The sequence below is a fragment of the Methylohalomonas lacus genome, from assembly GCF_024808875.1.
Classification (GTDB): domain Bacteria; phylum Pseudomonadota; class Gammaproteobacteria; order Methylohalomonadales; family Methylohalomonadaceae; genus Methylohalomonas; species Methylohalomonas lacus.
In genome coordinates this window covers 20,842-47,587 of the sequence record NZ_JANUCT010000015.1, presented here as the reverse complement: position 1 = coordinate 47,587, position 26,746 = coordinate 20,842, and the positions used below count along the sequence as shown (strand labels likewise).

General features: G+C 61.1%; 26 protein-coding genes. 15 read left to right on the top strand and 11 right to left on the bottom strand.

Annotation, left to right across the window (positions count from 1 at the left end):
• The first annotated feature begins 101 nt into the window (after positions 1–101).
• Positions 102–2,756, top strand: a complete 2,655-nt coding sequence (pepN, locus tag J2T55_RS10440) for an aminopeptidase N (protein WP_259056304.1) — start codon at positions 102–104, stop codon at positions 2,754–2,756.
• A gap of 158 nt (positions 2,757–2,914) precedes the next feature.
• The gene (locus tag J2T55_RS10435) at positions 2,915–3,250 is read left to right on the top strand and encodes an endonuclease domain-containing protein (RefSeq protein ID WP_259056289.1); all 336 of its coding nucleotides are present in this window, start codon (positions 2,915–2,917) and stop codon (positions 3,248–3,250) included.
• A gap of 61 nt (positions 3,251–3,311) precedes the next feature.
• Here the strand turns inward: J2T55_RS10435 and ettA are convergent, their stop codons facing one another.
• On the bottom strand, positions 3,312–4,979 hold the full coding sequence (ettA, locus tag J2T55_RS10430) for an energy-dependent translational throttle protein EttA (RefSeq protein ID WP_259056286.1): 1,668 nt from the start codon (positions 4,977–4,979) through the stop codon (positions 3,312–3,314).
• 136 nt (positions 4,980–5,115) lie between these two features.
• Here ettA and J2T55_RS10425 point away from each other — a divergent pair, with 136 nt between their 5' ends.
• The gene (locus J2T55_RS10425; RefSeq protein WP_259056284.1) at positions 5,116–5,589 is read left to right on the top strand and encodes a methylenetetrahydrofolate reductase C-terminal domain-containing protein; all 474 of its coding nucleotides are present in this window, start codon (positions 5,116–5,118) and stop codon (positions 5,587–5,589) included.
• On the top strand, positions 5,586–6,554 hold the full coding sequence (locus tag J2T55_RS10420) for a methylenetetrahydrofolate reductase (RefSeq protein WP_259056265.1): 969 nt from the start codon (positions 5,586–5,588) through the stop codon (positions 6,552–6,554). The genes J2T55_RS10425 and J2T55_RS10420 overlap by 4 nt, the downstream gene beginning before the upstream one ends.
• 342 nt (positions 6,555–6,896) lie before the next feature.
• Here J2T55_RS10420 and J2T55_RS10415 read toward each other — a convergent pair whose 3' ends face one another.
• Positions 6,897–8,240 carry an MFS transporter gene (locus J2T55_RS10415; RefSeq protein WP_259056262.1) on the bottom strand — a complete coding sequence of 448 codons (1,344 nt, stop codon included), beginning with the start codon at positions 8,238–8,240 and terminating at the stop codon, positions 6,897–6,899.
• On the opposite strand from J2T55_RS10415, the gene J2T55_RS10410 reads away from it, so the two are divergent.
• From J2T55_RS10410 to J2T55_RS10395, 4 genes are all read left to right on the top strand, one after another.
• On the top strand, positions 8,239–10,131 hold the full coding sequence (locus J2T55_RS10410; RefSeq protein WP_259056259.1) for an ATP-binding cassette domain-containing protein: 1,893 nt from the start codon (positions 8,239–8,241) through the stop codon (positions 10,129–10,131). The genes J2T55_RS10415 and J2T55_RS10410 overlap by 2 nt on opposite strands.
• Positions 10,132–10,254: 123 nt before the next feature.
• Entirely contained in the window at positions 10,255–10,944 is a 690-nt protein-coding gene (locus J2T55_RS10405; RefSeq protein ID WP_259056257.1) for a DUF6781 family protein, read from the top strand.
• The gene (locus J2T55_RS10400; protein ID WP_259056254.1) at positions 10,944–12,632 is read left to right on the top strand and encodes an ABC1 kinase family protein; all 1,689 of its coding nucleotides are present in this window, start codon (positions 10,944–10,946) and stop codon (positions 12,630–12,632) included. Before J2T55_RS10405 ends, J2T55_RS10400 begins: the two co-directional genes overlap by 1 nt.
• 49 nt (positions 12,633–12,681) lie before the next feature.
• Positions 12,682–12,897 carry a LapA family protein gene (locus J2T55_RS10395; RefSeq protein ID WP_259056240.1) on the top strand — a complete coding sequence of 72 codons (216 nt, stop codon included), beginning with the start codon at positions 12,682–12,684 and terminating at the stop codon, positions 12,895–12,897.
• 17 nt (positions 12,898–12,914) lie between these two features.
• On the opposite strand, the gene J2T55_RS10390 is transcribed toward J2T55_RS10395, so the two are convergent.
• Positions 12,915–13,289, bottom strand: a complete 375-nt coding sequence (locus tag J2T55_RS10390) for a YajD family HNH nuclease (protein WP_259056237.1) — start codon at positions 13,287–13,289, stop codon at positions 12,915–12,917.
• 181 nt (positions 13,290–13,470) lie between these two features.
• Between J2T55_RS10390 and J2T55_RS10385 the strand changes: the two genes are divergently transcribed.
• The gene (locus tag J2T55_RS10385) at positions 13,471–13,599 is read left to right on the top strand and encodes a hypothetical protein (protein WP_259056235.1); all 129 of its coding nucleotides are present in this window, start codon (positions 13,471–13,473) and stop codon (positions 13,597–13,599) included.
• A gap of 243 nt (positions 13,600–13,842) precedes the next feature.
• Here J2T55_RS10385 and J2T55_RS10380 read toward each other — a convergent pair whose 3' ends face one another.
• Positions 13,843–14,841, bottom strand: coding sequence for a hypothetical protein (locus J2T55_RS10380; RefSeq protein ID WP_259056233.1), 999 nt, complete (start codon positions 14,839–14,841; stop codon positions 13,843–13,845).
• Between the two features lie 135 nt (positions 14,842–14,976).
• Positions 14,977–15,894, bottom strand: a complete 918-nt coding sequence (locus J2T55_RS10375) for a LysR family transcriptional regulator (RefSeq protein WP_259056230.1) — start codon at positions 15,892–15,894, stop codon at positions 14,977–14,979.
• A gap of 120 nt (positions 15,895–16,014) precedes the next feature.
• Here J2T55_RS10375 and J2T55_RS10370 point away from each other — a divergent pair, with 120 nt between their 5' ends.
• From J2T55_RS10370 to J2T55_RS10355, 4 genes are all read left to right on the top strand, one after another.
• A complete protein-coding gene (locus J2T55_RS10370; protein ID WP_259056221.1) occupies positions 16,015–16,479 on the top strand; it encodes a YybH family protein in 465 nt (154 codons plus the stop codon).
• Between the two features lie 107 nt (positions 16,480–16,586).
• Entirely contained in the window at positions 16,587–16,964 is a 378-nt protein-coding gene (locus J2T55_RS10365) for a hypothetical protein (protein WP_259056219.1), read from the top strand.
• A 117-nt stretch (positions 16,965–17,081) separates the two neighbouring features.
• Positions 17,082–17,531, top strand: coding sequence for an Hsp20/alpha crystallin family protein (locus tag J2T55_RS10360; RefSeq protein WP_259056216.1), 450 nt, complete (start codon positions 17,082–17,084; stop codon positions 17,529–17,531).
• A gap of 146 nt (positions 17,532–17,677) precedes the next feature.
• Positions 17,678–18,292, top strand: a complete 615-nt coding sequence (locus J2T55_RS10355) for a hypothetical protein (protein WP_259056213.1) — start codon at positions 17,678–17,680, stop codon at positions 18,290–18,292.
• 11 nt (positions 18,293–18,303) lie between these two features.
• On the opposite strand, the gene abc-f is transcribed toward J2T55_RS10355, so the two are convergent.
• A complete protein-coding gene (abc-f, locus tag J2T55_RS10350) occupies positions 18,304–20,205 on the bottom strand; it encodes a ribosomal protection-like ABC-F family protein (RefSeq protein ID WP_259056209.1) in 1,902 nt (633 codons plus the stop codon).
• A gap of 148 nt (positions 20,206–20,353) precedes the next feature.
• Complete coding sequence (locus tag J2T55_RS10345; RefSeq protein ID WP_259056207.1) at positions 20,354–20,776, bottom strand: hypothetical protein; 423 nt, start codon at positions 20,774–20,776, stop codon at positions 20,354–20,356.
• Positions 20,777–21,159: 383 nt separating this feature from the next.
• Between J2T55_RS10345 and J2T55_RS10340 the strand changes: the two genes are divergently transcribed.
• Both J2T55_RS10340 and J2T55_RS10335 read left to right on the top strand, forming a co-directional pair.
• Complete coding sequence (locus tag J2T55_RS10340) at positions 21,160–22,638, top strand: SulP family inorganic anion transporter (RefSeq protein ID WP_259056383.1); 1,479 nt, start codon at positions 21,160–21,162, stop codon at positions 22,636–22,638.
• A gap of 11 nt (positions 22,639–22,649) precedes the next feature.
• On the top strand, positions 22,650–23,504 hold the full coding sequence (locus J2T55_RS10335; protein WP_259056204.1) for a universal stress protein: 855 nt from the start codon (positions 22,650–22,652) through the stop codon (positions 23,502–23,504).
• A 125-nt stretch (positions 23,505–23,629) separates the two neighbouring features.
• Here J2T55_RS10335 and J2T55_RS10330 read toward each other — a convergent pair whose 3' ends face one another.
• From J2T55_RS10330 to J2T55_RS10315, 4 genes are all read right to left on the bottom strand, one after another.
• Positions 23,630–23,965, bottom strand: a complete 336-nt coding sequence (locus J2T55_RS10330; protein WP_259056202.1) for a hypothetical protein — start codon at positions 23,963–23,965, stop codon at positions 23,630–23,632.
• Positions 23,966–24,123: 158 nt separating this feature from the next.
• Positions 24,124–24,825, bottom strand: coding sequence for a response regulator (locus J2T55_RS10325; RefSeq protein ID WP_259056192.1), 702 nt, complete (start codon positions 24,823–24,825; stop codon positions 24,124–24,126).
• An 11-nt stretch (positions 24,826–24,836) separates the two neighbouring features.
• Entirely contained in the window at positions 24,837–26,285 is a 1,449-nt protein-coding gene (locus J2T55_RS10320) for an ATP-binding protein (protein WP_259056189.1), read from the bottom strand.
• Positions 26,286–26,373: 88 nt separating this feature from the next.
• Positions 26,374–26,745 carry a YkgJ family cysteine cluster protein gene (locus tag J2T55_RS10315; RefSeq protein ID WP_259056188.1) on the bottom strand — a complete coding sequence of 124 codons (372 nt, stop codon included), beginning with the start codon at positions 26,743–26,745 and terminating at the stop codon, positions 26,374–26,376.
• Position 26,746 lies beyond the last annotated feature (1 nt).

Sequence of the window (26,746 nt, the reverse complement as noted above, 5' to 3'; positions counted from 1 at the left end):
TTCGCGGTACCGCCCACCACGCGCAGCATGCAATGGCACGCCAGCTGCAAAGCGCTCGTCTGGCCAATATCACAAGCAATCAGCCAATAAAGGAACACTTAATGACAGCTGCAGCACCCCAGCCGAAGTATCGCAAGGATTACACCGCCCCGGACTATTTCATCCGTCATATCGACATGACGGTCGATATCGGTGAAACAACCGAGGTGGAAGCGTTGCTGGATATCGAGCGCAACCCGGACCGGCCGAGTGGCCAGCCACTGCAGCTTGATGGCGAGAACATGAAACTGCTATCGATTGAGCTCGACGGCAAATTCCTCACCGAGGCGGATTTCGAGGTTCATGCCAAGGGGCTGAATATTCCGTCGCTGCCGGATCGCTGCCAGCTGCGTACCCGGGTGGTGATCGATCCGCATAACAATACTGCGCTCGAGGGACTGTACCGTTCCGGCGATATCCTCTGCACGCAGTGCGAGGCCGAGGGCTTTCGGCACATCACCTATTATCTCGATCGGCCCGACGTCATGGCCAGCTTCCGCACGACCATCAAGGCGGACAGGTCGACCTACCCGGTGTTGCTGAGCAACGGTAACCCGATCGCCGAGGACGCAGAAGGCGACCGGCACTGGATCACCTGGGACGACCCGCACCCGAAACCCTGTTACCTGTTTGCACTGGTGGCCGGCGACCTTGCCCGCGTCGAGGATACCTACACGACCGCCAGTGGCCGCGATGTCGCCCTGCGGTTTTACGTCGACCACGGTAACGAGTCGCGCTGCACGCATGCCATGCAGTCGCTCAAGGCGGCCATGGCCTGGGACGAGCGCGTCTATGGTCTCGAATACGATCTCGACGTCTACATGGTGGTCGCGGTGTCGGCATTCAACATGGGCGCGATGGAGAACAAGGGGCTGAACCTGTTCAACGATCGTTTCGTGCTTGCCGATGATACCAGTGCCACCGACGAGGACTACATCCATATCGAGGATGTCATCGGCCACGAATACTTTCACAACTACACCGGCAACCGCGTCACCCTGCGCGACTGGTTCCAGCTGAGCCTGAAGGAAAGCCTGACCGTGTTCCGCGAACAGTCGTTCAGTGCCGATCAGGGCCTGGGCGCGGTCAAGCGCATCGGCGAGGTGCGCCAGCTGCGGCGCGTGCAGTTCCCCGAAGACGCCAGTCCCATGGCGCATCCGGTACGCCCCGAATCCTACATCGAGATGAACAACTTCTATACGCCGACGGTGTACGAGAAGGGCGCACAGGTGATCGGCATGATGCACACCATTCTCGGTGATGCGGCGTTCGTCCACGCAGTGCAGGAATACCTGGAGAAGTTTGACGGCCAGGCGGTGACGATCGAGGATTTTGTTGCGACGCTGGAACAGAGTTCCGGCCAGGACCTGCAGCAGTTCCGGCTCTGGTACAGCCAGGCGGGAACGCCGCGGCTGACCGTAACGGAACACTACGATGCCGACGCGCAGGTCTACGAGCTCGTTATCAAACAGCACGTGCCGGATACGCCCGGCCAGAAGAACAAGCAGCCGATGCACATTCCGCTGGTGCTCGGCCTGCTGGATGACAGCGGCCAGCCAGTGTCATTGGACATCGAGACGGCGGCGGAAGTAACGCCGCAGTCGCCGACGCAGGCCCTGGTACATCTGCGCGAGACCGAGACGACACTGCGCTTCCCGAACAGGCCATCGCGACCGGTGGTCTCATTGCTGCGCGGCTTTTCCGCACCGGTAAAACTGGATCTGCCGCATGACAAGTCGGATCTGCATTTCCTGGTGCGCCATGATGTCGACCCGTTCAGTCGCTGGGATGCCGGCCAGACCCTGCTGCTGCGCGCGGCACTTGAAGCTGAACAGGCGCTGCGGGCCGGCAACGCGCCGGCGTTTGATGAAGCTTTGGGCGAGACCTTCAGCGCGTTGCTGGAGACGGCTGGTTCTGACGACCAGGCCCTGCTGGCCGAAATGCTGGCGCTACCGGGCGAGACCTATATCGCCGAACAGCTTGACGTCGTCGACCCGGATGCCGTGGTCGGTGCCTACCAGGCCCTCAGACAGTATCTTGCCGGGGCCATGGGCGAGCACCTGAAAGCGGCTTACGAGGCACTGCGGCCGGGCGGAGCGTACCGCATCGATGCCGGCAGCATCGGCCGCCGGCGACTGCAACGCCAGGTCATGGATTACCTGGCCGCATACGATCCGGATGCGTTGGCAGGTTACTGCTGGCAGCAATACGACAAGGCCGACAACATGACGGACACCATCGGCGCCCTGGCGGCCATCAATGACCTGCCCGGTGACACACGCGAACAGCTGTTCGCCGACTTTGAACAGCGCTGGCGTGAGAACCACCTGGTTATGGACAAGTGGCTGCGGTTGCAGTCGACGGCCCGCCGCGACGATATCCTCGAGCGGTTGGAACAGCTCATGCAGCATCCGATCTTCAGCCTGCGCAATCCGAACCGCGTGCGTGCCGTCATCGGCGCGTTCACGGTCGACAACATGCCGGGGCTGCATCGCATCGACGGCAGCGGCTATCGCTTTGTCGCCGACTATACGCTGAAGATCGATCAGCTCAACGGCCAATTGTCCGCGCGTCTGGTCAGCTGCCTGACGCGCTGGCGGCGTTACGAACCGCAACGCCGCCAACTAATGCGTGCCGAACTGGAACGCATCCAGCAGGCCGGTAACCTGAGCAGTAATCTCTACGAGATCGTGAGCAAGAGTCTGGCCGAGGAGTAGTTGTCTGCACCCCCACCCGGCGAGCAAAGCTCGCCGACCTCCCCCGTCAAGGGGGAGGTTGATAGTGGAAGGCCAGTATGGGGCATGACGGAACCGCGTAGCGCTTTGTTCCTTCCCCCTTGATGGGGGAAGGTTAGGATGGGGGTGAATAAAAGAACATGGATGTTCAAAGAGCAAGACAGTTACGTTCTAACCCCACCGATGCCGAGCGCCTGCTATGGCGTCATCTGTGCAGGCGCCAAATGCACGGCGTGCGGTTTCGTCGCCAGCAGCCGATCGGTCCCTATATTGTCGATTTCATCAGTTTTGAAGCGGGGCTAATTGTTGAGATCGACGGTGGCCAGCATCAGGAACAAGTGGCCTATGATGATAAACGCAGCCGGTGGCTGGAAAGGCAGGGTTATCGCGTACTTCGATACTGGAATAATGAAGTGCTTTCTAATGTCGACGCAGTACTGACGGATATTGGTGGGTATTTATCACCCCCACCTTGATCCTCCCCCGTCAAGGGGGAGGAATAGATCGTGATTAAATAACGAAAGATCCCTGATTGAACTACCGATCCAGCCGCTTGTACTTCGGCCGATGTGGTTGATCGGCGTCGTCACCGAGGCGGCGTTTGCGATCTTCCTCGTATTCGCTGTAGCTGCCTTCGAAGAAGAACACTTCGCCGGTTTCCTCGAACGCCAGCGTATGCGTGGAAATGCGATCCAGGAACCAGCGATCGTGCGAGATGACCACGGCGCTGCCGGGGAAGTCGAGCAGAGCCTGTTCCAGGGCGCGCAGGGTTTCGACGTCGAGGTCGTTGGTCGGCTCGTCGAGCAGCAGCAGGTTGCCGCCGCTTTTCAGCAGCTTGGCCAGATGCAGGCGGTTGCGTTCGCCGCCGGAGAGATCCTTGACCAGTTTCTGCTGGTCCGGGCCCTTGAAGTTGAAGCGGCCGACGTAGGCACGCGACTGCACCTGCCAGTTGCCCACCTCGATGATGTCCTGGCCATTGGATATTTCCTGCCACACGGTCTTGTCGCCATCAAGCGCGTCGCGTGACTGATCGACGTAGGCGACCTGTACGGTATCGCCGATTTCGATGGTGCCGCCATCGGGTTCCTCGGTACCCATGATCATGCGCAGCATGGTGGTCTTGCCGGCACCGTTCGGGCCGATAACGCCGACCAGGCCGCCCTTTGGTACGTGAAAGGACATGCCCTGGTAGAGTTCGCGATCGCGGAAGGTCTTGCGCAGATCCTTGGCCTCGATGACCTTGTCGCCCAGCCGCGGACCCGGCGGGATGTAGATCTCATTGGTTTCGGCGCGCTTCTGGTAGTCCTGGCTCTGTAGCTCCTCGATGCGGCTCAGACGCGCCTTGCTCTTGCTCTGCCGGCCCTTGGGGTTGGTGCGCGCCCATTCGAGTTCCTTCTCCATCGTCTTGCGGCGGGCGCTTTCACTCTTTTCTTCCTGCTGCAGGCGCTGCTGCTTCTGTTCCAGCCAGGCCGAGTAGTTGCCCTCGAACGGGATACCGTGGCCGCGATCAAGTTCCAGGATCCAGCCGGCGGCGTTATCGAGGAAGTAGCGATCGTGGGTGACGGCAACGACAGTGCCGCTGAAGTCGCTGAGGTAACGTTCCAGCCAGGCAACGGATTCAGCGTCGAGGTGGTTGGTTGGTTCGTCGAGGATCAGCATGTCGTTGTCGCCGATGAGCAGCTTGCACAACGCCACGCGGCGGCGCTCGCCGCCGGACAGGGTGGTCACGTCGGCTTCCCATGGCGGCAGGCGCAGGGCGTCGGCGGCGACTTCCAGCTTGCGATCGATGTCCCAGGCGCCGGCGGCCTCGATCTGGTCCTGCAGTTTCGACTGTTCCGCCAGCAGCGCGTCGAAATCGGCCTCCGGGTCGGCGAATTCCTCGTTGATCTGGTTGAAGCGGTCGAGCAGCGCCTTGACCTCGCCGATGCCGGCCTCGACATTACCGCGCACGTCCTGCTCCGGATCCAGCTGCGGCTCCTGCGGCAGATAACCGACCTTCAGGCCGGGCTGCGGTCGCGCCTCGCCCTCGAACTCGGTGTCGACACCGGCCATGATCCGCAGCAGGGTCGACTTGCCGGCGCCGTTGTAGCCGAGCACGCCGATCTTGGCACCGGGGAAGAAGTTGAGGTTGATGTTGTCGAGGATCTTCTTTTTCGGTGGCACGACCTTGGTCAGGCCGGCCATCTGGAATGCGTATTGCGCCATGTTTAACAGTCGTTCGAGGAATTCATTGGAGCGCGCATTATCCGGGATGCCCCGCCAATGATCCAGAGCGCGGCAGGGGTCAAACCGGCCGCTGTTCGGTTACACTGGTGCTGTTGCGATTTTACCGGAGGTTGCCATGTACGCTGTTCGTCGCTGGTCCGTGCGTCACGCCCGCGCCATGGAGATCCTTTATGCCGGTTTCGAGCGTGTTCTGATTGCGATGCAGCCGCTGTTCCGGTTGATTGGCTATGAGCGCCTGGAAAAACCGGTTGCCCTGGTGGAGCGCGGCGTGAAGGGGTTGCTGTTCGATTGCCGGATGTGCGGCGACTGCATTCTCAGCTCGACCGGCATGTCCTGCCCGATGAACTGCCCGAAACAGATGCGTAACGGACCCTGCGGCGGCGTGCGTGCCGACGGCTACTGCGAGGTGAAACCCGACATGCGCTGCGTCTGGGTGGATGCATGGGAAGGATCTAAACGCATGCGCCGCGGCACGCGCATTCACCAGGTTCAGCCGCAGCTGGACGCGCGCCTGCAGGGCCGCTCCAGCTGGTTGCGGGTGGTGCGCGAGGAAAAGACGCGGATGACCGGGACGGTATCCGGGCAATGACGCACATCGACGCACCGCCCGACGGCAGCGGGGAACTGCGCGGCCTGTCCTCCGACGGCCGGCTGGAGCGGGTCCTCAAGTCGAGCCAGTTCGCCATCACCGCCGAGCTGGCGCCGCCCGATTCCGCCGATCCGGAAGATGTCTACGAACGGGCGCGATTGTTTGATGGCTGTGTCGATGCCATCAATGCCACCGACGGTTCCGGTGCCAACTGTCACATGTCCAGCGTCGGCGTTTGCGCGTTGCTGTCGCGGCAGGGTTATTCGATGGTCATGCAGGTCACCTGCCGCGATCGCAACCGCATTGCCATCCAGGGCGATGTGCTGGGGGCGGCCGCCATGGGCGTAACCAATATCCTCTGCCTCACCGGCGATGGTGTTCAGGCCGGTGACGAGCCGGAAGCCAAGCCGGTTTTCGACCTGGATTCGGTTTCGCTGCTGCGCGCAGTACGCATGATGCGCGACGACGCGCACTTTCTCACGCGGCGGCCCCTGAGCACGCCGCCGCGCGTGTTCCTGGGCGCCAGCGTCAATCCGTTCGTACCGCCGCACGATTTCCAGATCCACAAGCTCGAGAAAAAGATCGATGCCGGTGCGCAGTTCATCCAGACCCAGTACTGTTACGATCTGCCGATGCTCGAGGATTTCATGGCGCAGGTCCGTGCGCGCGAACTGCATCGACGCGCCTACATCCTGGTCGGTGTCGGCGTTCCTTCATCGGCGCAGTCGGCACGCTGGATGCGCGAACATATACCGGGCCTGCATATTCCCGACAGCATCATCGAGCGACTCGAACGCGCCGGCGAACCGCGGGACGAAGGTGCGCGGATTTGTGTCGAGACGTTGCAGGCACTGCGTGATATTGAAGGTGTCGCCGGAGCACACATCATGGCTTACAAACGCGAAGCCGACGTCGCCGGGATTATCGACCGTTCCGGCGTACTCGCCGATCGCGAACTGCGCTAGTCCACAGTTTCACATTGTCTGCATACTGGGCTGCTTGACTGGCTAACAGGTAATGCTTCAAATATTTATACCGCAAATGAACGCCAATGAACGCAAATAAAATATACAAGCGTTAGTAAGTCAGTTTTTATGTGAAAAACAAAATACTTGTAACTTTACAGAGCCAACCAATAGCGAAGTATCTCAATCTCCAGGAAAATCCAGCCTTAACCGTCAGTATTCGCGTTTATTGGCGTTCATTTGCGGTCCATTAAAATCAAGCCGGAAGTGCCGCGATGACAGCGTCAGGCTGAAACGCGATGCTCCTGATCGCAGTGACGATTACTATCGGCGCCAGCGGCTCTAATGCCTGTCAGTCAACGCCGGTCTGGCCGGCGCCAGCAACGCCAGCAGCGCCGCCAGGGCCGTGGCCAGCGCCAGCGCCACGGCGAGTGCGGCGATGCTGACGCCCCGGTCCAGCATCACGCCGAGCAGGATCGGCGCCGCGGCGGTGGCGAAAATCATGGCGGTCTGTGCCAGCGAGCGGATCGCGCCCAGGTGGCGGACACCATAACGCTCCGGCCACAGCGCGCCACCGGCGATAGATACCAGTCCCAGTGATACGCCGGTCAGGCCGAGCTGGGCGAAGGCAACCCAGGCGCCGCTGTAATACGCCAGCAGCAACAGCCCCGTGATCAGCGGCAACAGCGACAATGGCAGAAAACGCTGCGCGCCGATGCGATCGATCAATGGACCGGTCAGCAGCAGCGCGAGCAGGTGGCCGCTGGCAAAGCCGGTCAGGGCGCTGGCGATCAGCGTCAGCGACCAGCCCCGCGCTTCTGCAATCGCCGACTGGTGGAAGAGGATGCCGGTAACAATGAACGGCACCATCAGCAGTGCCGGCAACAGACAGTAAAAACCCGGATCGCGCAGTGCCTGGCGGCGGCTGTAGTGCACGATATCGCTGTTGTCGTCCGTCGCCACGCTGACATGCTGGGGCATTGGCGCGTCGCGTGACAGCCAGCGCAGCAGCGGCAACAGGATCAATAACAGCAAGCCGGCGGCCGTCAACCAGGCGAAGTGCCAGTCGACACGGGCCATGACAGTGACCGCGGCGGCCGGCAGGCTGGCCTCGCCGATCGGGATGCCGAGTGCGGCGACCGCCACCGCCTTGCCGCGGTGGGCGTGAAAGTAACGCCCGGCGGCGGTGAGCCCCAGCTGGCCGAGCAGACCCTGACCACCGAGACGAATCAGGACAAAGCCGAGGCCCAGCGCCAGGGCATGAAAGGCCAGACCCATGACGATGCAGCCGAGTGCCAGCAACACGATCGCGGCCGCCGTAATGCGGCGTAGCGGCCAGCGATCGATCAGGGTGCCGGCCTGCAGCAGCAACAGCGCCGCGATGACGGTTGCCCCCGCGTAAAGCGCGCCGTAGCCCGTGTGGCTGAGATCGAATGCCGCGCGCAGTTCGCCGCCGAACACGGCGACGAAGAACGTCTGGCCGAAGCCGGAACTGAACGTCGCGATCAGGGCGAAGGCGGCCAGTTTCGGCTGCGCGCGCATGAAATCGGGTACAAGCTGGGTAATGCGGTTCATCGATCGGCGGTTCCGGCTGACGAAAGGCGGCGATTGTAGTGGCTTGTCCCGGCCGATGCGAATGACATCGGGCAGGCAAAGCCGACGCTGAATCGTTACACTCGCGGCCATGCTGAATCTGAACAATATTGCCCTGCGCCGTGGCCGCCAGCTGCTGTTCGAGCAGGCCAGTTTGACCTTCTACCCGGGCGATCGTGCCGGCATTGTCGGTGCCAACGGCTGCGGCAAGTCGAGCCTGTTTTCCCTGATACTCGGCGAGCTCGAGGCCGACGCCGGTGAACTCTACCTGGCCGGCGATCCGGTGGTCGCCCATGTTGCCCAGGAAACGCATGCCACCGACCGCCGCGCGATCGACTACGTCATCGATGGCGACCGTGAACTACGCCAGGTCCAGCAGGCGCTGGCCGAGGCCGAGGCGCGCGACGAGGGCGAACGGCTGGCACGGCTGTACGGTCAGCTCGAGTCGATCGGCGGCTACAGTGCCGAGGCGCGGGCCGCGCGGCTGATGAGCGGGCTCGGCTTCCAGCCGGAACAGGAGCAGGTGCGCGTGGGCGAGTTGTCCGGCGGCTGGCAGATGCGCCTTAACCTGGCGCAGGCACTGATGTGCCGCTCGGATCTGCTGTTGCTGGACGAACCGACCAACCATCTCGACCTGGATGCGGTGATCTGGCTGCAGAGCTGGCTGGAAAGCTACGCGGGCACGCTGCTGCTGATCTCGCATGATCGCGACTTTCTCGATCGTGTCAGCAATCGCATCGTGCACATGGAGCACGGCCGTATCCACAGCTACAGCGGTAACTACGCCGCGTTCGAGCGCCAGCGCGCCGAGCGCCTGCAACAGCAGCAGGCGTCCTATGAAAAACAGCAGGCCGAGATCGCCCATATCCAGAAATTCATCGACCGCTTCCGTGCCCAGGCCAACAAGGCACGCCAGGCGCAGAGCCGGATCAAGGCGCTGGAGCGTATGGAACAGATCACGCCGGTGGATCCCGAGCACACGTTCCGCTTCGAGTTTCTCAAGCCGGACAAGCTGCCGACGCCGCTGCTGAAACTGGAAAAGGCCGAGTGCGGTTACAGCGATACCCACGTGCTCGACAACGTCAATCTCAATATCGTACCGGGCGATCGCATCGGCCTGCTCGGTCGCAACGGCGCCGGCAAGTCGACGCTGGTGAAGTCGCTGGCCGGGCAGCTGGCGCTGCGCAACGGCGAGCGCTTCACGGCCCAGGACCTGCGCATCGGCTACTTCGAGCAGCATCAGCTGGAACAGCTGGACGGCGAGGCAACGCCGCTGCTGCACCTCAAGCGGCTCGATTCGAAAACACGCGAGCAGGCCCTGCGCGATTACCTCGGCCGCTTCGGTTTCCGCGGTGACATGGCGCTGTCACGGGTGGCGCCGATGTCCGGCGGCGAACGCGCGCGGCTGGTGCTGGCACTTTTGATCTACCAGCGGCCGAACCTGTTGCTGCTCGACGAGCCGACCAACCACCTCGATCTCGACATGCGCGACGCGCTCGCGCTGGCGCTGCAGGATTTCAGCGGTGCCCTGGTCGTGATCGCCCACGATCGCCACCTGTTACGCAGTACCACCGACAAACTGCTGCTGGTCAGTGACGGCCGGTTGCAGGACTTCGACGGCGACCTGGACGACTACGCCCGCTGGTTGACCCGCAACCAGGGTGGCGAGCAGCCGGCCGCGGCGGCGCAGCTTAGCGCCGGCGAGCGTAAACAGCAGCGCCAGCGCGAGGCCGGCCGGCGCCAGGCATTGCAGCCGCTGCGCAAGCAGGTCAACAAGCTGGAGCGGCGGCTCGAATCCCTGCAACAGCAGCAGGACGAGATCGCGCAGCAGCTGGGCGATCCGGCGCTGTACGAGGACAGTGACGGCGAACGCCTGCAGCAGCTGTTGCACAAGCAGGGCGAGGTCAAGCGCGAGCGCGACCAGGTCGAGGGCGAATGGTTTGCTGCGATGGCCGATCTGGAAGCCGCTGAAACAACGGCTTGAAACGGCTGTCATTAAACCCCAGTACCATTACCGGGCGCCTGGTGGTGTTACCGCCGCGCCCGCCCATTTCCGGCCATGTTAGAGTAAAGACCCTATACAGGCCGATCGGAACAGGAGAAGCCAATGACCGAGCAGGACAACACCAACGCCGAAAACGTCCAGGAACAGGTTCGCCAGGCGGTCGCCGCCGGCGAGAACATTACCCGCGAGGTCGAACAGGTCGCGCGTGAGGCGCTGCAGACCGGTCAGCTCGAATTTGCCCGTATGCAGCGCATCATCGAGAGCATCGGTCGCGGCGCCAGCGCCGGTGCCAGCGAGCAACCGGATGAGGCCCGTTCGCGCGTCAATGAAGCGTTCGAGGGTCTGCAGAATGCCATGTTGCACACCTTCGAGAGCGCCCGTTTGGCGACCAAGGAACAGGCCGCGCGTGCCGAGAAATTTTACGAGCAGGATCTGAAAACACGCCTGAGCGAACTGCGGCAGATGGAGTCGGCGATGCTCGACTCGCTGGCGGCGGCGGCGAAATCCGGCAGTGATGCCGGTACCGCGGCGCTGGACGACCTGGTGAAACACGCCCGGCGCACCGGTACGCGCTTGGGCGACGAGGTCGAGCACTCGATGCAGAAGCTGGCGGCGTCGCTGCCGGCGGCGCTCAAGGAAACCGCGCTGGCCGGCCTCGGCGCGGCGCGCGAAGTCAGCGCGCGGGCGGCGGAAGTGGCCAGTGGCGTGCTGAGCAGCGTTGCCGAGCAACTGCATACCCGTGATGCCGGCAAGGACGACAAGAAGGACGGGTCTGACGACAGCCAGCATTGATGTTTAATGACCTACTGGGTGCGGCGCGCGACTTTCGCCGTTTGCGCGACATCAGCGCCGTGCTGGTGCGTTACGGTTTTTCCGATATCGTCCAGCGCCTTGGCCTGGCTTCCGCCTTCGCCCGTTTCGGCGAGCGCGTGCACGGCGACCAGGCCGAAGACGTCGCCGAGATGCGCACGCCACAGCGCATCCGCGCGGCCCTGCAGGAACTGGGGCCGACCTTCATCAAGCTCGGCCAGCTCATGGCCACGCGCGTCGACATGTTCCCGGCCGACTGGATCGAGGAACTCGAACAGTTGCAGGATCATGTCCCGGCGGTCGACTATGCTGAGCTGCACGCGCAGCTGAGCGAGGATCTCGGCCAGCCGCCGGAGACCGCCTTTGCCCGCTTTGATGCCACGCCGCTGGCGGCGGCCTCGATCGCCCAGGTCCATGCCGCGACGCTGCACGATGGCACTGAGGTCGTGGTCAAGGTGCGCCGGCCCGGCATCGAGTCGACCGTGTTCGCGGATCTGCGGCTGATGGAACGGCTTGCCGAGATCGCCAACGACAACCTTGGTGAGGCCAGCAATTACCGTCTGCCGGAACTGGCCGGCCAGTTCCGGCGTTCGATCCTGCAGGAACTTGACCTGGCGGCCGAGTGCCGCAGCGCCGAGCGTCTGCGCGACAACCTGGAACGACATTATCCAAGCGGTTCGTCACCGATCCGCATACCGACCGTGTACTGGGATTACACCAGTGAACGCGTCAACGTGCAGGCACGGGTCGATGGCATCCCGGCGCGCGATCGTCAGGCGATCGAGGACGCCGGTCTCGACCGGCGCTACCTGGCGAGTGCCGGTGCCGGCGCGGTGCTGTCGACCATTCTCGAGGACGGTTTCTTTCACGCCGATCCGCATCCCGGCAACCTGTTTTTCCTGCGCGATAACCATATCGTCTTCATCGACTTCGGCATGGTCGGTCACCTGTCGGATCGGCGCCGCGAGCAGTTCGTCAGCCTGCTGTACGCGATCGTTGAAAAGGACGAGGAGGGCGTCGCCGATGCATTGGTCGAGCTGGGCGAGGGCGAGTCGATACACCGGGATACGCTGATCGAAGACGTGTCGATGTTCCTGCATACCTACCACGGCGTTGGTTTGCGGCATCTCAATCTGACCAACGTGATCCACGATCTGCTGGCGATACTGCGACGCCATGAACTGATATTGCCGCTCGAGCTGGCGCAGACCTTCAAGGTGATCATTACGCTGGAGAGCCTGGGCCGGCACCTGGACCCGGATTTCAACCTGGTCAACGAAAGTGCCCCGGTGGTCAAGCGCGCCTTTCACACGTTCTACTCGCCACTGGCGCTGGCAAAGCGCAGTCAGCGCAGCCTGATCGATGCGGCCAAGCTGCTGGCGCGCCTGCCACGCGAATTCCGCGATACGTTGCATTCGCTGTCGCGCGGAACGCTGCAGGTGCACATCGACGTCGGCCAGCTCGAACGCCTGACCGAACGCCTGGATCGCTCCGCCAGCCGGGTGACGGTCGGTCTGATTACATCGGCACTGATCATCGGCTCGGCGATCGTCATGACGGTGGACGAGGGGCCGCAGGTGTTCGGTCTGCCGCTGATTGGCGCGCTCGGTTTCCTGGCCGCCGGTATTGGCGGTATCTGGGTGCTGGTGTCGATATTCCGCGGCCGTTGACGGGCAACGGCGGCACACTAAAACCAAAACCAATAAGGGAGTGGAAAGGATGCGTTACATTTATATCACCCTGCTGGGTTTGCTGATCGCACTGGTGCTGGTCTTTGCCCTGCAGAACTTCCGCATGGCGACGGTGCTGTTTCTGGACATGAGCCTGACCGTACCGCTGAGCCTGTTGATCGTGGCGGTCTACCTGCTGGGCATGTTCACCGGTGGCTTTTTCGTGGCGCTGGTCAAAAGCTGGCTGCGCAAGACCGGTCACTAGGGTGTCTGTCCGGCTGCTCAGTCGTCGTCGCGCCTGAGCAGATCCTTGAGCTGGGCGAACGGCTGATGCGTGCCGGCCGTGGCAGTGTCGCCGCCGGCCAGTTCGCCGTGGGCATGGTCGAGCTGGCGTGAGTGTTCGTTGTCGTGGCAATACAGGCACAGCAGTTCCCAGTTGCTGCCGTCGGCGGGATTGTAGTCGTGGTCGTGATTGCGGTGATGCACGGTCAGTTCACGCAGGTTGGCACGCGTGAACTCACGGCCGCAGCGGCCGCATACCCACGGGTACATTTTCAGCGCCTGTTCGCGGTAACCGTGGCCGCGCTGTTCCGCCGCCCGGCGCGATTCGGCCACCAGTTTGTCCAGTCTGTTGCTGTCTTTGCCGCGTTTGTCCATGTCTGCCATACCTGTTCGCCGCCCGCCGGGATATTCCTGTCCAGTCCAGCATAGTGAAGCCGGCGGCGGACGGCAACGTGGCGTGAATAAAGCTATTCAGACGCTGCGAATAGGGTGATACTGGGGATCGTTGACCCTGCCGGGCAGGGTCGGAACGATGGGCAAAGCCCAGGAGCATGCCATGACCAAGGAACACAAGAAAAACCGGGAAGACAAGAAAAAGCCGGTATTAACGCAGAAGGAAAAGCGCGCCGCCAAGAATGCCAGAAAGGACAGCCATGGCATCACAGTCGGTGAACTGAAACGCTAGAAGGTATGCCGATAGCTGCTCCCGGATTTTTGATGGAACGATGCTAAGGTTCCATTCGTTCCATCCGCCTGGATCGATTGGCATTGAACGGAGCAGTTGCTGAAAGATTCCGTAGCTCGTGTAACTCGTGCAGCCGGATACGCATTGATATAATTCGGTTCAGCGATTCAGAACAATTTTTCAGTGTTACGCCATGTGGAAAAATCATGTGGCCAATATGGTGATCGCTGTACGTGATCTGTTTCAGCGTTCGGCAGGCTCGGCGCCAGCCAGAACTTCCGCTGTTTCGGCTGCTTCAGCCGATGGCGGGTGCTGATCAAGCAAGCGGCGCAGTTTTGCCAGTTCCGGGCCCTGACGCGAACGGTCGACAGCGGCGAGGGTGCGTCGCGCATTGTCGAGATCGTCATTGAGATAATTCAGCATGGCGACCATTACCGCTGCATCGGCATCATAGGTACCCGCCGCCGCTATGCCGCCGTATTCCTGCTCATAGTGATCCAGCAATGGCCCCAGCGTTTGCCGCAGGGGTTCATCCAGTCGCAGATAGTGCAAACTTTCCGCATCGTACTGCAATGCCCGCTTGACGGCCCATATGCCCCGGTCCAGATCGCCGAGGTGGGCACTGGCGAGCGCATAGCCAATCCTGGCTTCGGACTGCTGCGGTACACGCTGCGCCTGCTGACTGAATTGGCGCAACGCCAGTCGATTGTGACCGGCCGCTAATGCTTCCCAGGCCGGATTGGCAAGTAAATCATCAGGCTGGCCAGCGTTGTCAGGTGCCGCCGACTGATTGCGATTTTGCTGGCTGACGGCGTTATCGGAATAAGTCCGTGTTGGCGAACTGCTGTGGCCGTCCGTCAGGCTGTTCACGATGACTGCGGGCATTTTCAGGATACCATGGGCGAGATAGGCCGGAGCTACGAGCAGCGCAGTAAGCGGATTGTAGTCATGTCTGGAATAACTGCGCGAATAGCCGTGGCGACGCTTGTAATAGTAGCGGCTGTGATAGCCGGGTGAATAATGCCGATAATGACCATGATAGCGATGGCCGTAGCCACGATAACGGTAGCGATGGTGGAAATCGTGGTAGCCGTGGTAATGGTGACCATAATGGCCGTAGCCCACCGAAAAATAGCTGCCATAACGGGCCTGGGCCTCGGCCGGCGCCAGTGCCAGGATGGGCAGGGCCACGGCAATGGCCACCAGCAGGGACAATAATCTATGTTGCATACTTCTGGCCATGATCATTCTCCGGGTTGAGAGTCCATCCAGTTGGACACGGCCGGTCCGGCTTACTGGCCGACATATCTGTTTATTGTAGATGAGGCATAGTCGCCAACGTTACAGCATCTGATCGTGCAAGTCCGGCTGCGGGTGTCACCGCTGACCGGCCCGATCTTCGCGCAGTAGCGCGGTCAGCTGCTGCCACCATTCGCCCTGACTTTCCTTGCGACTGATACAGCTGAACTCGATGAGTGGAGCCGGCTGGGTGAGCGGGCGGTAGGTTGTTCCGTTTACACAGGTGTGCCGTAAAGACTCGGAAATGGTGGCAATCCCGACACCCGCAGCTACCAGGCCGATGGCCACCGAGCGTGGTGCCACCTCACGTACCGACATAGGACTGAAACCGGCATCGTGGCAGGCGCTGATGATGTTGTCATACATCACCGGATTCATGGCCCGGGGAAACAGGATCAGGGTTTCATTCTCCAGGCTTTTCAGTGTAACCGTCTGCTGCTGCGTTAACGGATGATCGTCCGGCAATACCACACCGGTTTGTTCAGCGCGGATCGGGATCATGTTCAGTAGTGGATTATCCGGGCGGTAAAGGATAAACGCCGTGTCCAGGTGACCGGCGAGCACGGCATCAATCAGACGATCGGATGTGGCTTCGGTAAATTCGAATTCGCAGTTTTCCAGGTGTTTATGCAGTTTGCGAATAACAGCAGGAAGAAAGCTGGACATGGCCGCGGCGGCGTAGCCGATTCGTAATGACACCGTGTGGCCGCTGGCGATTCGGTGCGTTTGTTTGGCCAGCGAGGCGATCCGATCGAATAGAGCGGGTAACTCCTGCCGCAGGTGTTCGCCGGCGGCCGTCAGCTGGGTGCGTTGCCGGTCGCGGTTGAACAGCTGACAGCCCAAGGCCGTTTCGAGCTGGTTCATCTGCCGGGACAGCGCCGGCTGGGCGACACCGAGTTGTTCGGCTGCGCGGCGAAAGCTCAATAGTCGGGCTATCGCCATGAACGAGCGCAGGTGCTTGAGTTCGATCCGATCGTGATAAAAATTGGATATCATTTAAGCATAATTTTATATTGGAAAATTATCATTAGCGAGCCGAAAATGCACAACTGTTACCCCACAAACCGGGCTTCGATTTTGGCGCCCATGTTATGCAACTGTACGAAGGAGTGAGTCATGATTAGGAAACAGTTAAACCGCCTGCTGACCGCGATGCTGGCCGCTGCAGCCCTGCTGGCTGTGGCACCGGTTTATGCCGACGATGCCAGGGAGACCGCCGCCCAGCTTAATTCGGCTTGGGATGCCGCCTTTAATCGGCAGGATGCCAGTGCGCTGGCGAAACTCTACGATGCACAGGCCATCGTCTCACCGGGCAATGGCGAAACCCTGCAAGGGCGTGATGATATTGCCGGCCTGTTCCAGGGCTTTTTCGATAATGGTCTGCATGATCACAGTATCGAGGTGATAGCCGCGCACCGGGATGGTGACAGCCTGAACCAGGTAGCCCGCTGGCAGGCGCATGGCGCGGCGAGTGACGGTGGCGAACGGCCCGTCTATGGCGGCATTCTCAGCAGTCATTTCCACCGGGGTGATGACGGTGAGTGGTCGTTGCGCTCCCATGTCTGGAACATGCGGCAATAATCGGATCGGGGACGGGGCACTGCCCGTCCCTGTATTCACCCGGCGGGACTTGGGCCTGAGTGAGGTTGACCCTATAATGCCAATCTAGCCACTCACGGGAGTCGAACTTGCTGGATTTCCTGTCCGCCACATTGGGTTATACCCTGTTCTTCATGCTGCCTTTGGTGATCCTGCCAATACTGTTCGGGCTGGCCTATCGCCTGCGCATCGGCGACCGGCGCCGTGATACCGGCGACAGCCGGGCCGGGCTGTACCACATCAATTTCAACATCGTCCGTTACCTCACCTATCTGCTGGTGATACCCGCAATCATGCTGCTGACCTCGGTGATCATGGGCTATAGTCGCGGTTTTGCCAGCGTGCTCGACAGCATGCCCGGACTGATCGCCGCCATTACCATTACCTTCACCTGGTGCCTCTATCGGCTGGTGCCGCTGGTGGCCGCGCGTAGCGCCTACGAGCAGGCCCAGCACGACGGCCATTGATCCCGTTCGCCGGCGTGCTCGACAGCGCTACACCCAGCCCTTGAAAAAATCACCGTCGTCCCTATCTCTGCGCGTAGACAGACAAGCAACGAATTCCGTGAACCGGAGGTGATAGTGATGAATCTGGTGAATTATGAACCCTGGGGTGCACTGAGAAAGATGCGCAACGACATCAATACCCTGTTCGGCGACCTGGATGATACGGGAGATATCGCCAGCCGCGCACCGGAGCTTTCGCAGGGGACCTGGTTGCCGGCGGTCGATATCCGTGAGGACGAGAATGCCTACCGTGTCAGTGCCGATCTGCCGGGTATCGACCCGAAGGATGTCGAAGTCACCATGGAGAACAACGTGTTGACCATTCGCGGGGAGCGCAAGGAGGAAAGCGTTGACCCGCACGACTACCGTCGCGTCGAGCGGCAGTATGGCGCCTTCGTGCGGCGTTTCACCCTGCCGAATTATGCTGATCCGGAGCAGATCAGTGCCAAGGGCAAGAACGGTACGCTCGAAGTGGTCATCGCAAAAAGCGAGAAGGCGAAGCCGAAACGCATTGAAGTCAAGTCATAAGCGATCGCTGGTCGATATGACAGAAGGGCCCGGCAGGGCCCTTTTTTTGATTCGGCGTCGAACAATCCGGTGTCGTTTGAGTCGGATACGCCAACACCTCAATGGAATCGCTGTGGCTGCTGGCCGCAGCCCGCGCGTAAAAGTGTATGACTGGAAAACCTGTATTGGCGGCGCTGGCGCTGTGGTTTGCATCAATGCCACTGGCCGCCGAGATCGTGCCGATCGAGCGCAGTGTCGCCTTCGGGCTTGGCTGGGGCATGACCAGCGAGGCGCTGGCGACCGATGGGGTCGAACTGCAGGATCCGGTGGCGCAGCATGACAGCGTCCGCGTTTACCGTCTCTGGAGCCTGCCGGGCGATCTCGGTGATGGCGAAAGTTACCGGCTCTGGCTGACACCGGATAACGGCCTGCAGGGCATCAAGGTCACCGGCCAGGTCGTCGCTAACGATCGTACCGGCGAGAAGATCCGCCAGCGCTACGATGAACTCAAGGCCATTCTGGCCGAGCGTTTCGGTTCAGCCGATAAAACCGCCGAGTACAGTGGCCGGGAAAAATACACCGAGTATTACGAGTTCAACAAGTGTCTGGCGCATGATGGCTGCGGCCGTTGGTCGAGTTACTTCAGTGATCATGAGACCCGGGTGCTGCTGCGGCTGCGTGCCGTGGATCGGGACAGCAGTCACTACGAACTGATCTATGCCGGTCCCCATTGGCAGGCGGACTGGTTGGAGGAAGCGGATGACTGGCTGTCTGCTGACTGAAGCTGACGGACTCAGGCCTGCTGGTTTTCGAGTTCATCCCAGCGCGCCATCGCCTGGTCGAGTTCCGCCTGCCGCGTCTTCAGTTCCTCCATGACCGGCTGCACCTTTTCGAAGGCCTGATTGTAGAACTCCGGATCGGCGATGCGTTTTTCCAGATCGGCGATCTGCTGTTCCAGCTGCTCGATGCGATCCGGCAGTTGCTCAAGTTCGAGCTTGTGCTTGTAGCTGAGTTTTTTCGGCTTCGCCGGCGCGGTCGCGTCGGCACTGGCGTCCGGGCCATCGTTGCGGCCCCGGTTCAGGTCGTCGGTTTCCTTTAACCGGCGACCGTGCTTCAGCCACTGGCTGTAGCCACCGGCATAGCTCTGTACGCGTCCGCCTTCCTCAAAGGCCAGTACACTGGTGACTGCATTGTCGAGGAATTCGCGATCGTGGCTGACGACGATCAACGTGCCCTGGTATTCGACCAGCTTTTCTTCCAGCACTTCCAGCGTTTCCACGTCCAGGTCGTTGGTTGGTTCGTCGAGCACCAGCAGGTTGGTCGGCCGGGTGAACAGCCGCGCCAGAATGACGCGGTTTTTCTCGCCGCCGGACAACGCGCGTACCGGCGTCATGGCACGCTTGGCACTGAACAGGAAACCGCGCAGGTAACCGATGACATGGCGGTCCTTGCCGCCGATGCGGATGTACTCGCGGCCGTCGCCAACCACCTCGGCAATGGTCTTGTTCGGATCCAGTTCGCGCCGCATCTGGTCAAAGTAACCGGTGTCAAGATTGGTGCCGAGCTTGACCGTGCCGCTGTCGGGCGTCAGTTCACCGAGCATGATCTTCAGCAACGTACTCTTGCCGACGCCATTGTTGCCGACCAGGCCGATGCGATCGCCGCGCAAGACCTTGAGCGACAGCTTGTTAATCAGTGGCTCGCCGCCGTAACCGTGACTGACACTGTGCAGCTCGATGACCTTGCGGCCGGACTCGTTGTCAGATTCCTCGATGTGGATACGTGCTTTTGACTGGCGCTTGAGTTTCTGGCGCTCGGCGTATTCCTCGCGCATGGCTTCCAGCGCCCGTACCCGCCCCTCGTTGCGGGTGCGCCGTGCCTTGATGCCCTGGCGGATCCAGGCTTCCTCTTCACCGAGTTTCTTTTCGAACTGCTGCTTGTCCAGCGACTCGGCGTGCAGGGCTTCCTCCTTGCGCCTCAGGAAGTTTCTGTAGTCGCCCGGCCAACTGGTCAAGCGGGTGCGATCGAGTTCGACGATGCGCGTCGCCAGTCGCTGCAGGAAGGCGCGATCATGGGTAATGAACAGCACGCTGCCGGCGAAGTTGCGGATGCGATCTTCCAGCCACTGGATTGCGGCCAGGTCCAGGTGGTTGGTCGGTTCGTCCAGCAGTAGCAGTTCCGGGTTCGAGACCAGTGCGCGGGCTAGGCCGACGCGCCGCTGCCAACCGCCGGACATCGCGTTCAGGTATTTGTCGCCGGGAATGTCGAGTTCCGACAGGATGGTTTCGACACGCTGGTCGAGATTCCAGCCGCCCTCGGCATCAATGCGGTGTTGCAGATCCTGGAGTTCGCGCAGGCCGCGATCATCCAGTGGCTGCTCCGACAGCCGGTGGTACTGGCGAATCAACTCGCCGAGGTGCACCAGGCCGCCGGCGACGAACTCGTGCACCGTCTGGTTCAGCTCGTTCGGCAATGCCTGTTGCAGCTGACTGATGCGCAGCGCCTGACGATAGCGGATCTCGCCGCTGTCCGGCTGTTGCTCGCCGGTGATCAGTTTCAGCAGGGTGGATTTGCCGGCACCATTGCGGCCGACCAGGCAGACGCGTTCATTGGGTTCGAGCGTCAGATTGGCATGGCGCAGGATCGGCAGGTCGCCGAACTCCAGGGAAATATCGTCGATGGTAAGCAGTGACATGGGGAAACGGATTATACCGGCAAACTGCGGCAGACAGGATGGCGGATTACGATAAACCCGCCATGTGGTGTACTGACATATTCATGACTGTCGCCGGACCCGTACCCCGAAACGCGTTTTTCGAGGTACGGGGAGCGACACGGTACGATCACGGCATCTGGATACCGCCGCCGCCGCCGCCCTGACCGCCGAGGCCGCCCTGACCCCCAAGGCCACCCTGGCCGCCGCCCATCTTGTCGGGCGTGATGATACCGCCGCCGGACTGCTCGCGGCGCATTTCCTCGATTTCCTTGAGGGCGCGTTCCAGTGCCTTGTTGGCTTCATCGGGGAACTTGGCCAGTGCGTCCTCGATCGAGTCGGCCTCGATTTCAAACTGCAACGGCAACGATCCCATGGGTGTCATCAGCGAGGCACTGCCGGCATAGACCACCTGGCGGCTGTCGTCCGGGCTGCCGTCCTTGTTGACCGGTGTCATGCGCATGAGTGTGCCGACACGGCGATCGGTGAAAATTTCTTCCTGGTAGAGGCTGTCGCCATCCAGCTTGATTTCGGGCAGTTCCTGTCCGGCCATCGATAAATCCTCGGTTTTCGGTTTAAAGTTCAGATATTGGCCCAGAATACCAGATCGGCGGGCTGCTGTTGAACGACACCCGGCCTGGCTGGTGCCGGTTTGCAGCACCGACGACTGTCGGGAAACACACTGTTTCAGTCAGTACCCGACTTTATTGGCGCCGGCGACGATGCATTTGAGGTATAATGCCTGCCGTTTTAATAACCAATCATGTTGAATTGTGAAGGACTGCTGCCTGCGTTGCGCCGCTCGGTCGCCACGCCATTCCGCCTGACTTCCCCGGTTCACCCCTGGCTCACCCGCTGATCGCCTGGTCGATCCGCACATAACGCAGCCCGTGCACAGCCTGCTGTGGCGGGTCACAGGAACAACTTGTTTTGAATATCGCTTGCTCGATACGCCAGGACTGGCTGGGCAACGTGCGCGGTGACCTGATCGCCGGCCTTGTTGTTGCCCTGGCCCTGATCCCCGAAGCCGTCGCGTTTTCCATTATCGCCGGCGTCGATCCCCGCGTCGGTCTGTACGCCTCGTTCTCGATTGCGGTCGTGATCGCCTTTACCGGCGGCCGGCCGGGTATGATCTCGGCGGCCACCGGCGCCATGGCCCTGCTGATGGTGGATCTGGTCAGCGAGCATGGGCTGCAGTACCTGCTGGTGGCGACCATTCTCACCGGCGTGCTGCAGATCCTGGCCGGGGTCTTGAAACTCGGTGCGCTGATGCAGTTCGTGTCACGCTCGGTGATCACCGGCTTCGTGAACGCGCTGGCCATACTGATTTTCATGGCTCAGCTGCCGGAGCTGACCGGTGTCGACTGGCCGGTCTACGCCATGACAGCCGCCGGGCTGGCCATCATTTACCTGTTCCCGTTTCTTACCCGCGCCATTCCGTCGCCGTTGGTGTGCATCGTCGCACTCACCGCCGTGGCGATGACCCTGGGACTGGATATCCGCACGGTCGGCGACATGGGCGAGATGCCGGACAGTCTGCCGGTATTCCTGTTGCCGGACGTGCCGTTGAACCTGGAAACCCTGCTTATCGTCCTGCCGTATTCGCTGACGCTGACCGTGGTGGGTCTGCTGGAATCGTTGCTGACCGCTTCGATCGTTGACGACCTGACCGACACGCCCAGTAACAAGAACCGTGAGGCTGGCGGCCAGGGTGTGGCCAATATCGTTTCCGGTTTCTTCGGCGGTATGGCCGGTTGCGCCATGATTGGCCAGTCGGTGATCAACATCAAATCCGGCGGTCGTGGCCGTCTGTCGTCATTGATGGCCGGTATCTATCTGCTCGTCATGGTCGTCTTTCTCGGCGACTGGGTGCAGCAGATCCCGATGGCGGCGCTGGTGGCAGTGATGATCATGGTGGCGATCGGTACCTTCAGCTGGTCGTCACTGGTCAGCCTGCGCACACATCCGTTGAGCTCCAGCATCGTCATGGTCGCGACGGTCATCGTGACGGTAACAACACATGATCTGGCCAAGGGCGTTCTGGTCGGTGTACTGCTTAGTGCGCTGTTCTTTGCCCGCAAGGTGGGTCGCGTGTTGTATATCGGTTCCAGTATCACCGAGGAGGGCCGGGCACGGCATTACCAGGTGGTGGGGCAGATCTTCTTCGCTTCGGCAGACAGTTTTGTCGCCGGTTTCGACTTCAAGGAAGTGATCGAGCGCGTGCGCATCGATGTCACCCGGGCCCACTTCTGGGACATCAGCGCGATCAGCGCGCTGGACAAGGTCGTGATAAAGTTCCGGCGTGAGGGTACCGAGGTCGAGATCATCGGTATGGACGAGGCCAGCGCGACCCTGGTGGATCGGTTCGCGGTGCACGACAAGCCCGACGCCGTTGAACAGCTGATGGGCCACTAACAGGACTGAACATGAGCAAAGTAATCGCCTGCATCGACGACTCGATATACGCCAACAGTGTTTGCGACCACGCCGTATGGGCGGCGCGGCAGCTGCAGATCCCGCTGGAGTTGTTGCATGCCATCAACCGCCATCCGGAGACGGCAACGGCTGCGGACCTGAGCGGCAACATTGGTCTGGGAGCCCAGGAAACCCTGTTGGAGCAACTGTCTGAACTCGACGAACAGCGCAGTAAACTGTCCCAGGAACGCGGTCGGCTGCTACTGGAAGGTGTTAAACAGCGCGCCCTGGACGCCGGTCTCACTGACGTCGAAACGCGTCAGCGTCACGGTGCGCTGGTGGAAACGCTGACCGACCTTGAGAGCGATACACGCCTGTTTGTGGTCGGCAAATGCGGCCGTTCTGCCGATCAAGCGCAGCCGCATCTGGGCGCCAACCTGGAGCGCGCAGTGCGGGCGCTGCACCGACCCATTCTGGTTGTCACCGAACAGCACCAGGAAATGCGCTCCGCGTTGATCGCGTTTGATGGCAGCGCCACGACCCGCAAGGGTATCGAGATGATCGCCGCCAGTCCGTTATTGCAGGGTATGGAACTGCACCTGCTGATGGTGGCCGAGGACAACGACAAGCATCGCGGACAGATACGGGACGCGGAGAATCTGCTCGCTGCGGCCGGTTTCAATGTGCATACCGAGTTGCGCCCCGGGTATGCCGAACAGGTCATTCCCGCCTACGCCGAGGAGCAGCAATTGTCGCTGTTGATCATGGGCGCGTATGGTCATTCGCGCATCCGCCAGTTCATCGTCGGCAGCACGACGACGGCGTTGCTGCGGACCTGTGATCGGCCAATCCTGTTGTTGCGTTGATTGATGGAAAAAAGAAGGCCCGGCGAACCGGGCCCTGGCTGAGGGAGTAGGGGTAAAGTGGGAGAGAGCGGGAGTTAAGGGTTAACTCTGACGTATGCTCCTGGTATCAGCCAAAAATAAAATCGTTAGTGCGACGTCTTGTGCGCTTTCCATTGTTCGCGCTTTTCCTGCCATCTGGCCTTGCGCTCGGCACGCAGCGTTTCCAGCTTGGCCTGCTGCTCCTCGTCGAGGATCTCGTTCAGGCGGCCCTGGGTCTCATCGCGCAGCGCCTTGTGTCTGGCATGCTGTTCCGCGAATACGGCTTGTACCTGCTGGCGTTGTTCATCATTCAGTTCGAGTTCCTTGTCCAGGCGCTCCATCATGTGCTGTCCTTTTTCGTGCTCATGATCATGGCCCTTGTCATGACTCATCGCCGGGGTCATGAAAGCGGTCAGAATCAATGCGACCAGTGTTGTTTTCATCTGCATGTCTCCTGAGGATGTTCAGCTTGCCGGGCTGACTCATCCCGGTTCGGGTACCGTACCCATGTTCTGCAGAATAGCGATCGATTGCGCACACAGTGCGCAGCATTTATGCAAGGATTGTGGAAACGGCCGGTACCGGGCCGGTTAGTGGCCCGTCAGGAAGGGTCGCCGGGCTCGTAGCGGTAGCCGGCGCCGTATACGGAATGGACCAGCTCCTGGTCGGGCAGCAATTCGCGCAGCTTGCGGCGCAATTTCTTGATGTGGCTGTCGATGGTGCGATCAGAAACGATGCGGCCGTCGTTATAGATGCGGTCCATGAGCTGATCGCGGTTGAAAATGCGACCCGGTTGCGACATCAGCGTCGCCAGCAGCTGGTATTCGACACTGGTCAGGTCGATCGTGGCATCGCCGGCATGCACGCGATAGCTGTCGGCGTCCAGCTGCATCGGTGCGTCGGTGGCCGGTTCAGTGGCATGGCTGCGTCGCAGTACTGCCTTGACGCGGGCGACAACCTCGCGCGGACTGAAAGGTTTGCAAATGTAATCGTCGGCGCCAAGTTCCAGGCCGAGCAGGCGATCGATCTCTTCAACCTTGGCGGTAATCATGATGATCGGTAGTTCGGCGTTACCGTCTGCACCCTGGCGTATATCCCGGCAGACATCGAGACCGTCGCGGCCCGGCAGCATTAGGTCGAGCAGGATCAGTGCCGGTTGATTTTCGGCCAGGAACTCGGCGACGGCACTGCCATTGCCAAGCACCGTCGTGCCGTACCCCTCACCCTGCAGGTAGTCCTGCAACAGCTGGGCCAGCTTGGCTTCGTCTTCAACGATCAGAATGTGGGGATGATTGCTGGTCATGGCTTACTGGCTTACTGGCTTACTGGCAGATTGACGCGTACATGTAGCCCGCCGAGCGCCGAGTGGTGTGCGCTGATCGTGCCGCCATGGGCGGCGACGATATTCCTGCATATCGACAGCCCCAGTCCGGCACCGCCACTGTCGCGGTTTCGCGAGCTTTCGACACGATAGAAACGTTCGAACAGGTGTTCAAGTTCAGTCTCCGGCACACCGGGGGCACTGTCCTCGAAATCGATAACGATCTGGTGCCCGTCCATGGCCGCACTGGTGCTGATGCTGATGCAGCCGCCGCTGTCCGTATAGCGTAGTGCATTGCCGAGCAGGTTGCGAAACAGCTGGGCCAGCCGATCCGCATCCGCATGGATGACCTCGGGGGTTGAGTCGTCGATAACCAGCGTCGGCTTGATCGAGTGCGCCTCGAACTCGCTGGCGTACTGGTTGAGTACTTCCTCCAGCACGTCGCCCACCTCGACCTCGTCGGGTCGGTAACTGAGCGAACCGGCGTCGGACTGCGCCAATTCATAGAGATCGTCGATCAGGCGGTTCAGACGCATGATTTCACCGTGCAGCGAATCGATCGCCTGCTTGTTGAACGGCCGCATGCCGTCCTGCAATGCCTCGATCTCGCCGCGAAGAATGCTCAGGGGCGTACGCAGTTCATGCGAGGTGTCGGCCACCCACTGGCGGCGCTGGGCCTCGGTGCGCTCCAGCGCCGCAGCCAGGCTGTTGAAATCACGTGCCAGCTGGCCGAGCTCGTCGTTCGATTCGACCGGGATGCGGGTGTCGTACTGGCCGGTGGCCAGCGCCCGGGAGCCGCGTCTGAAGGCTTTCAGCGGTTTGACCAGGCGCCTGGCGATGGGTATGGCCAGCGCGGCACTGAACAGCAGTGTGGCCAGCGCAATCCAGATCACCATGGTGTGCTGCTTTTCCAGGAAGCGTGCCTCGACAATGCGTTCCAGTGGCGGGCCGGAACGAATACCGGCATAGCCGACGATTTCGCCATCGAGCTCGATCGGGAAATGTTCGAGCTCGGCGACATTATCGACGCGACCGATGAGCTGCTGCTTGGTCGGACTCAATAACACAACGCGCTTGTCGATCGGCAGATGCGGACGCTGGCTATCGGGGTGTGCCTCGTCGGGTTCCGGACTGCGCATGCTTTCCTTCATGAGCCGGTCTATCCAGCGCGGCGGCTTGTCCTGCTCGTGGGGTTCGTCGCTGAAGATCAGTCGCAGCCAGGCGGCACGATCATCAAGCAGAGGGGCCCAGCTGCCGTTATTGCGGTAATAGTTCTCCAGCCGCTGGACGAAATCGTCGGTCCGTTCCTGCTTGCGCTCCTCGATGTAGTTGATGAAGCCGCGTTCGAACGACCAGCTCATGAACGTCGCCATGGCAAACGCCACCAGGCCGGTGACGATGACCAGCATCAGAAACAGTTTATGACCGACGGTTAAATGCATGGTGGGACGTGTCGAACCTCAATTCAGGTTATTCATTCTTCGGCAATATTGCGCAAGAAATGTGAAGTGGCGCCGAGCCTGGATTGACTCAGGCCACCTGCGAGAGATCTGCCGTGGCCGGTGCTGCATCCGGACCGGTTGGTTGCAGCACCGGCAAGCCCCAGGCGGCGCGCGCCCGGTCACAGTGCGCGTCCGCATCACCGGCGTGCCAGGAGGGCATGACACCGTGGCAGGGTGAGGGCCGGGCGGTGTAGATGGCGCAGCTGACGCATTCGCCGATCGTCCCCAGCAGCGCGTCGCAGCGCGGTGTCGTGCGCTCGGTCCCACGCATGGCCAGCCGGTGCGGCGTTACCGCAACGGTGAGTTCGGCCCGAATGACGTTGTTCTCGGCTTCGCGCCAGTAAAATGACACGCGGTAATGGGCGCAGCAGGCACCGCAACTCAGGCAGGGGTTGTTCATC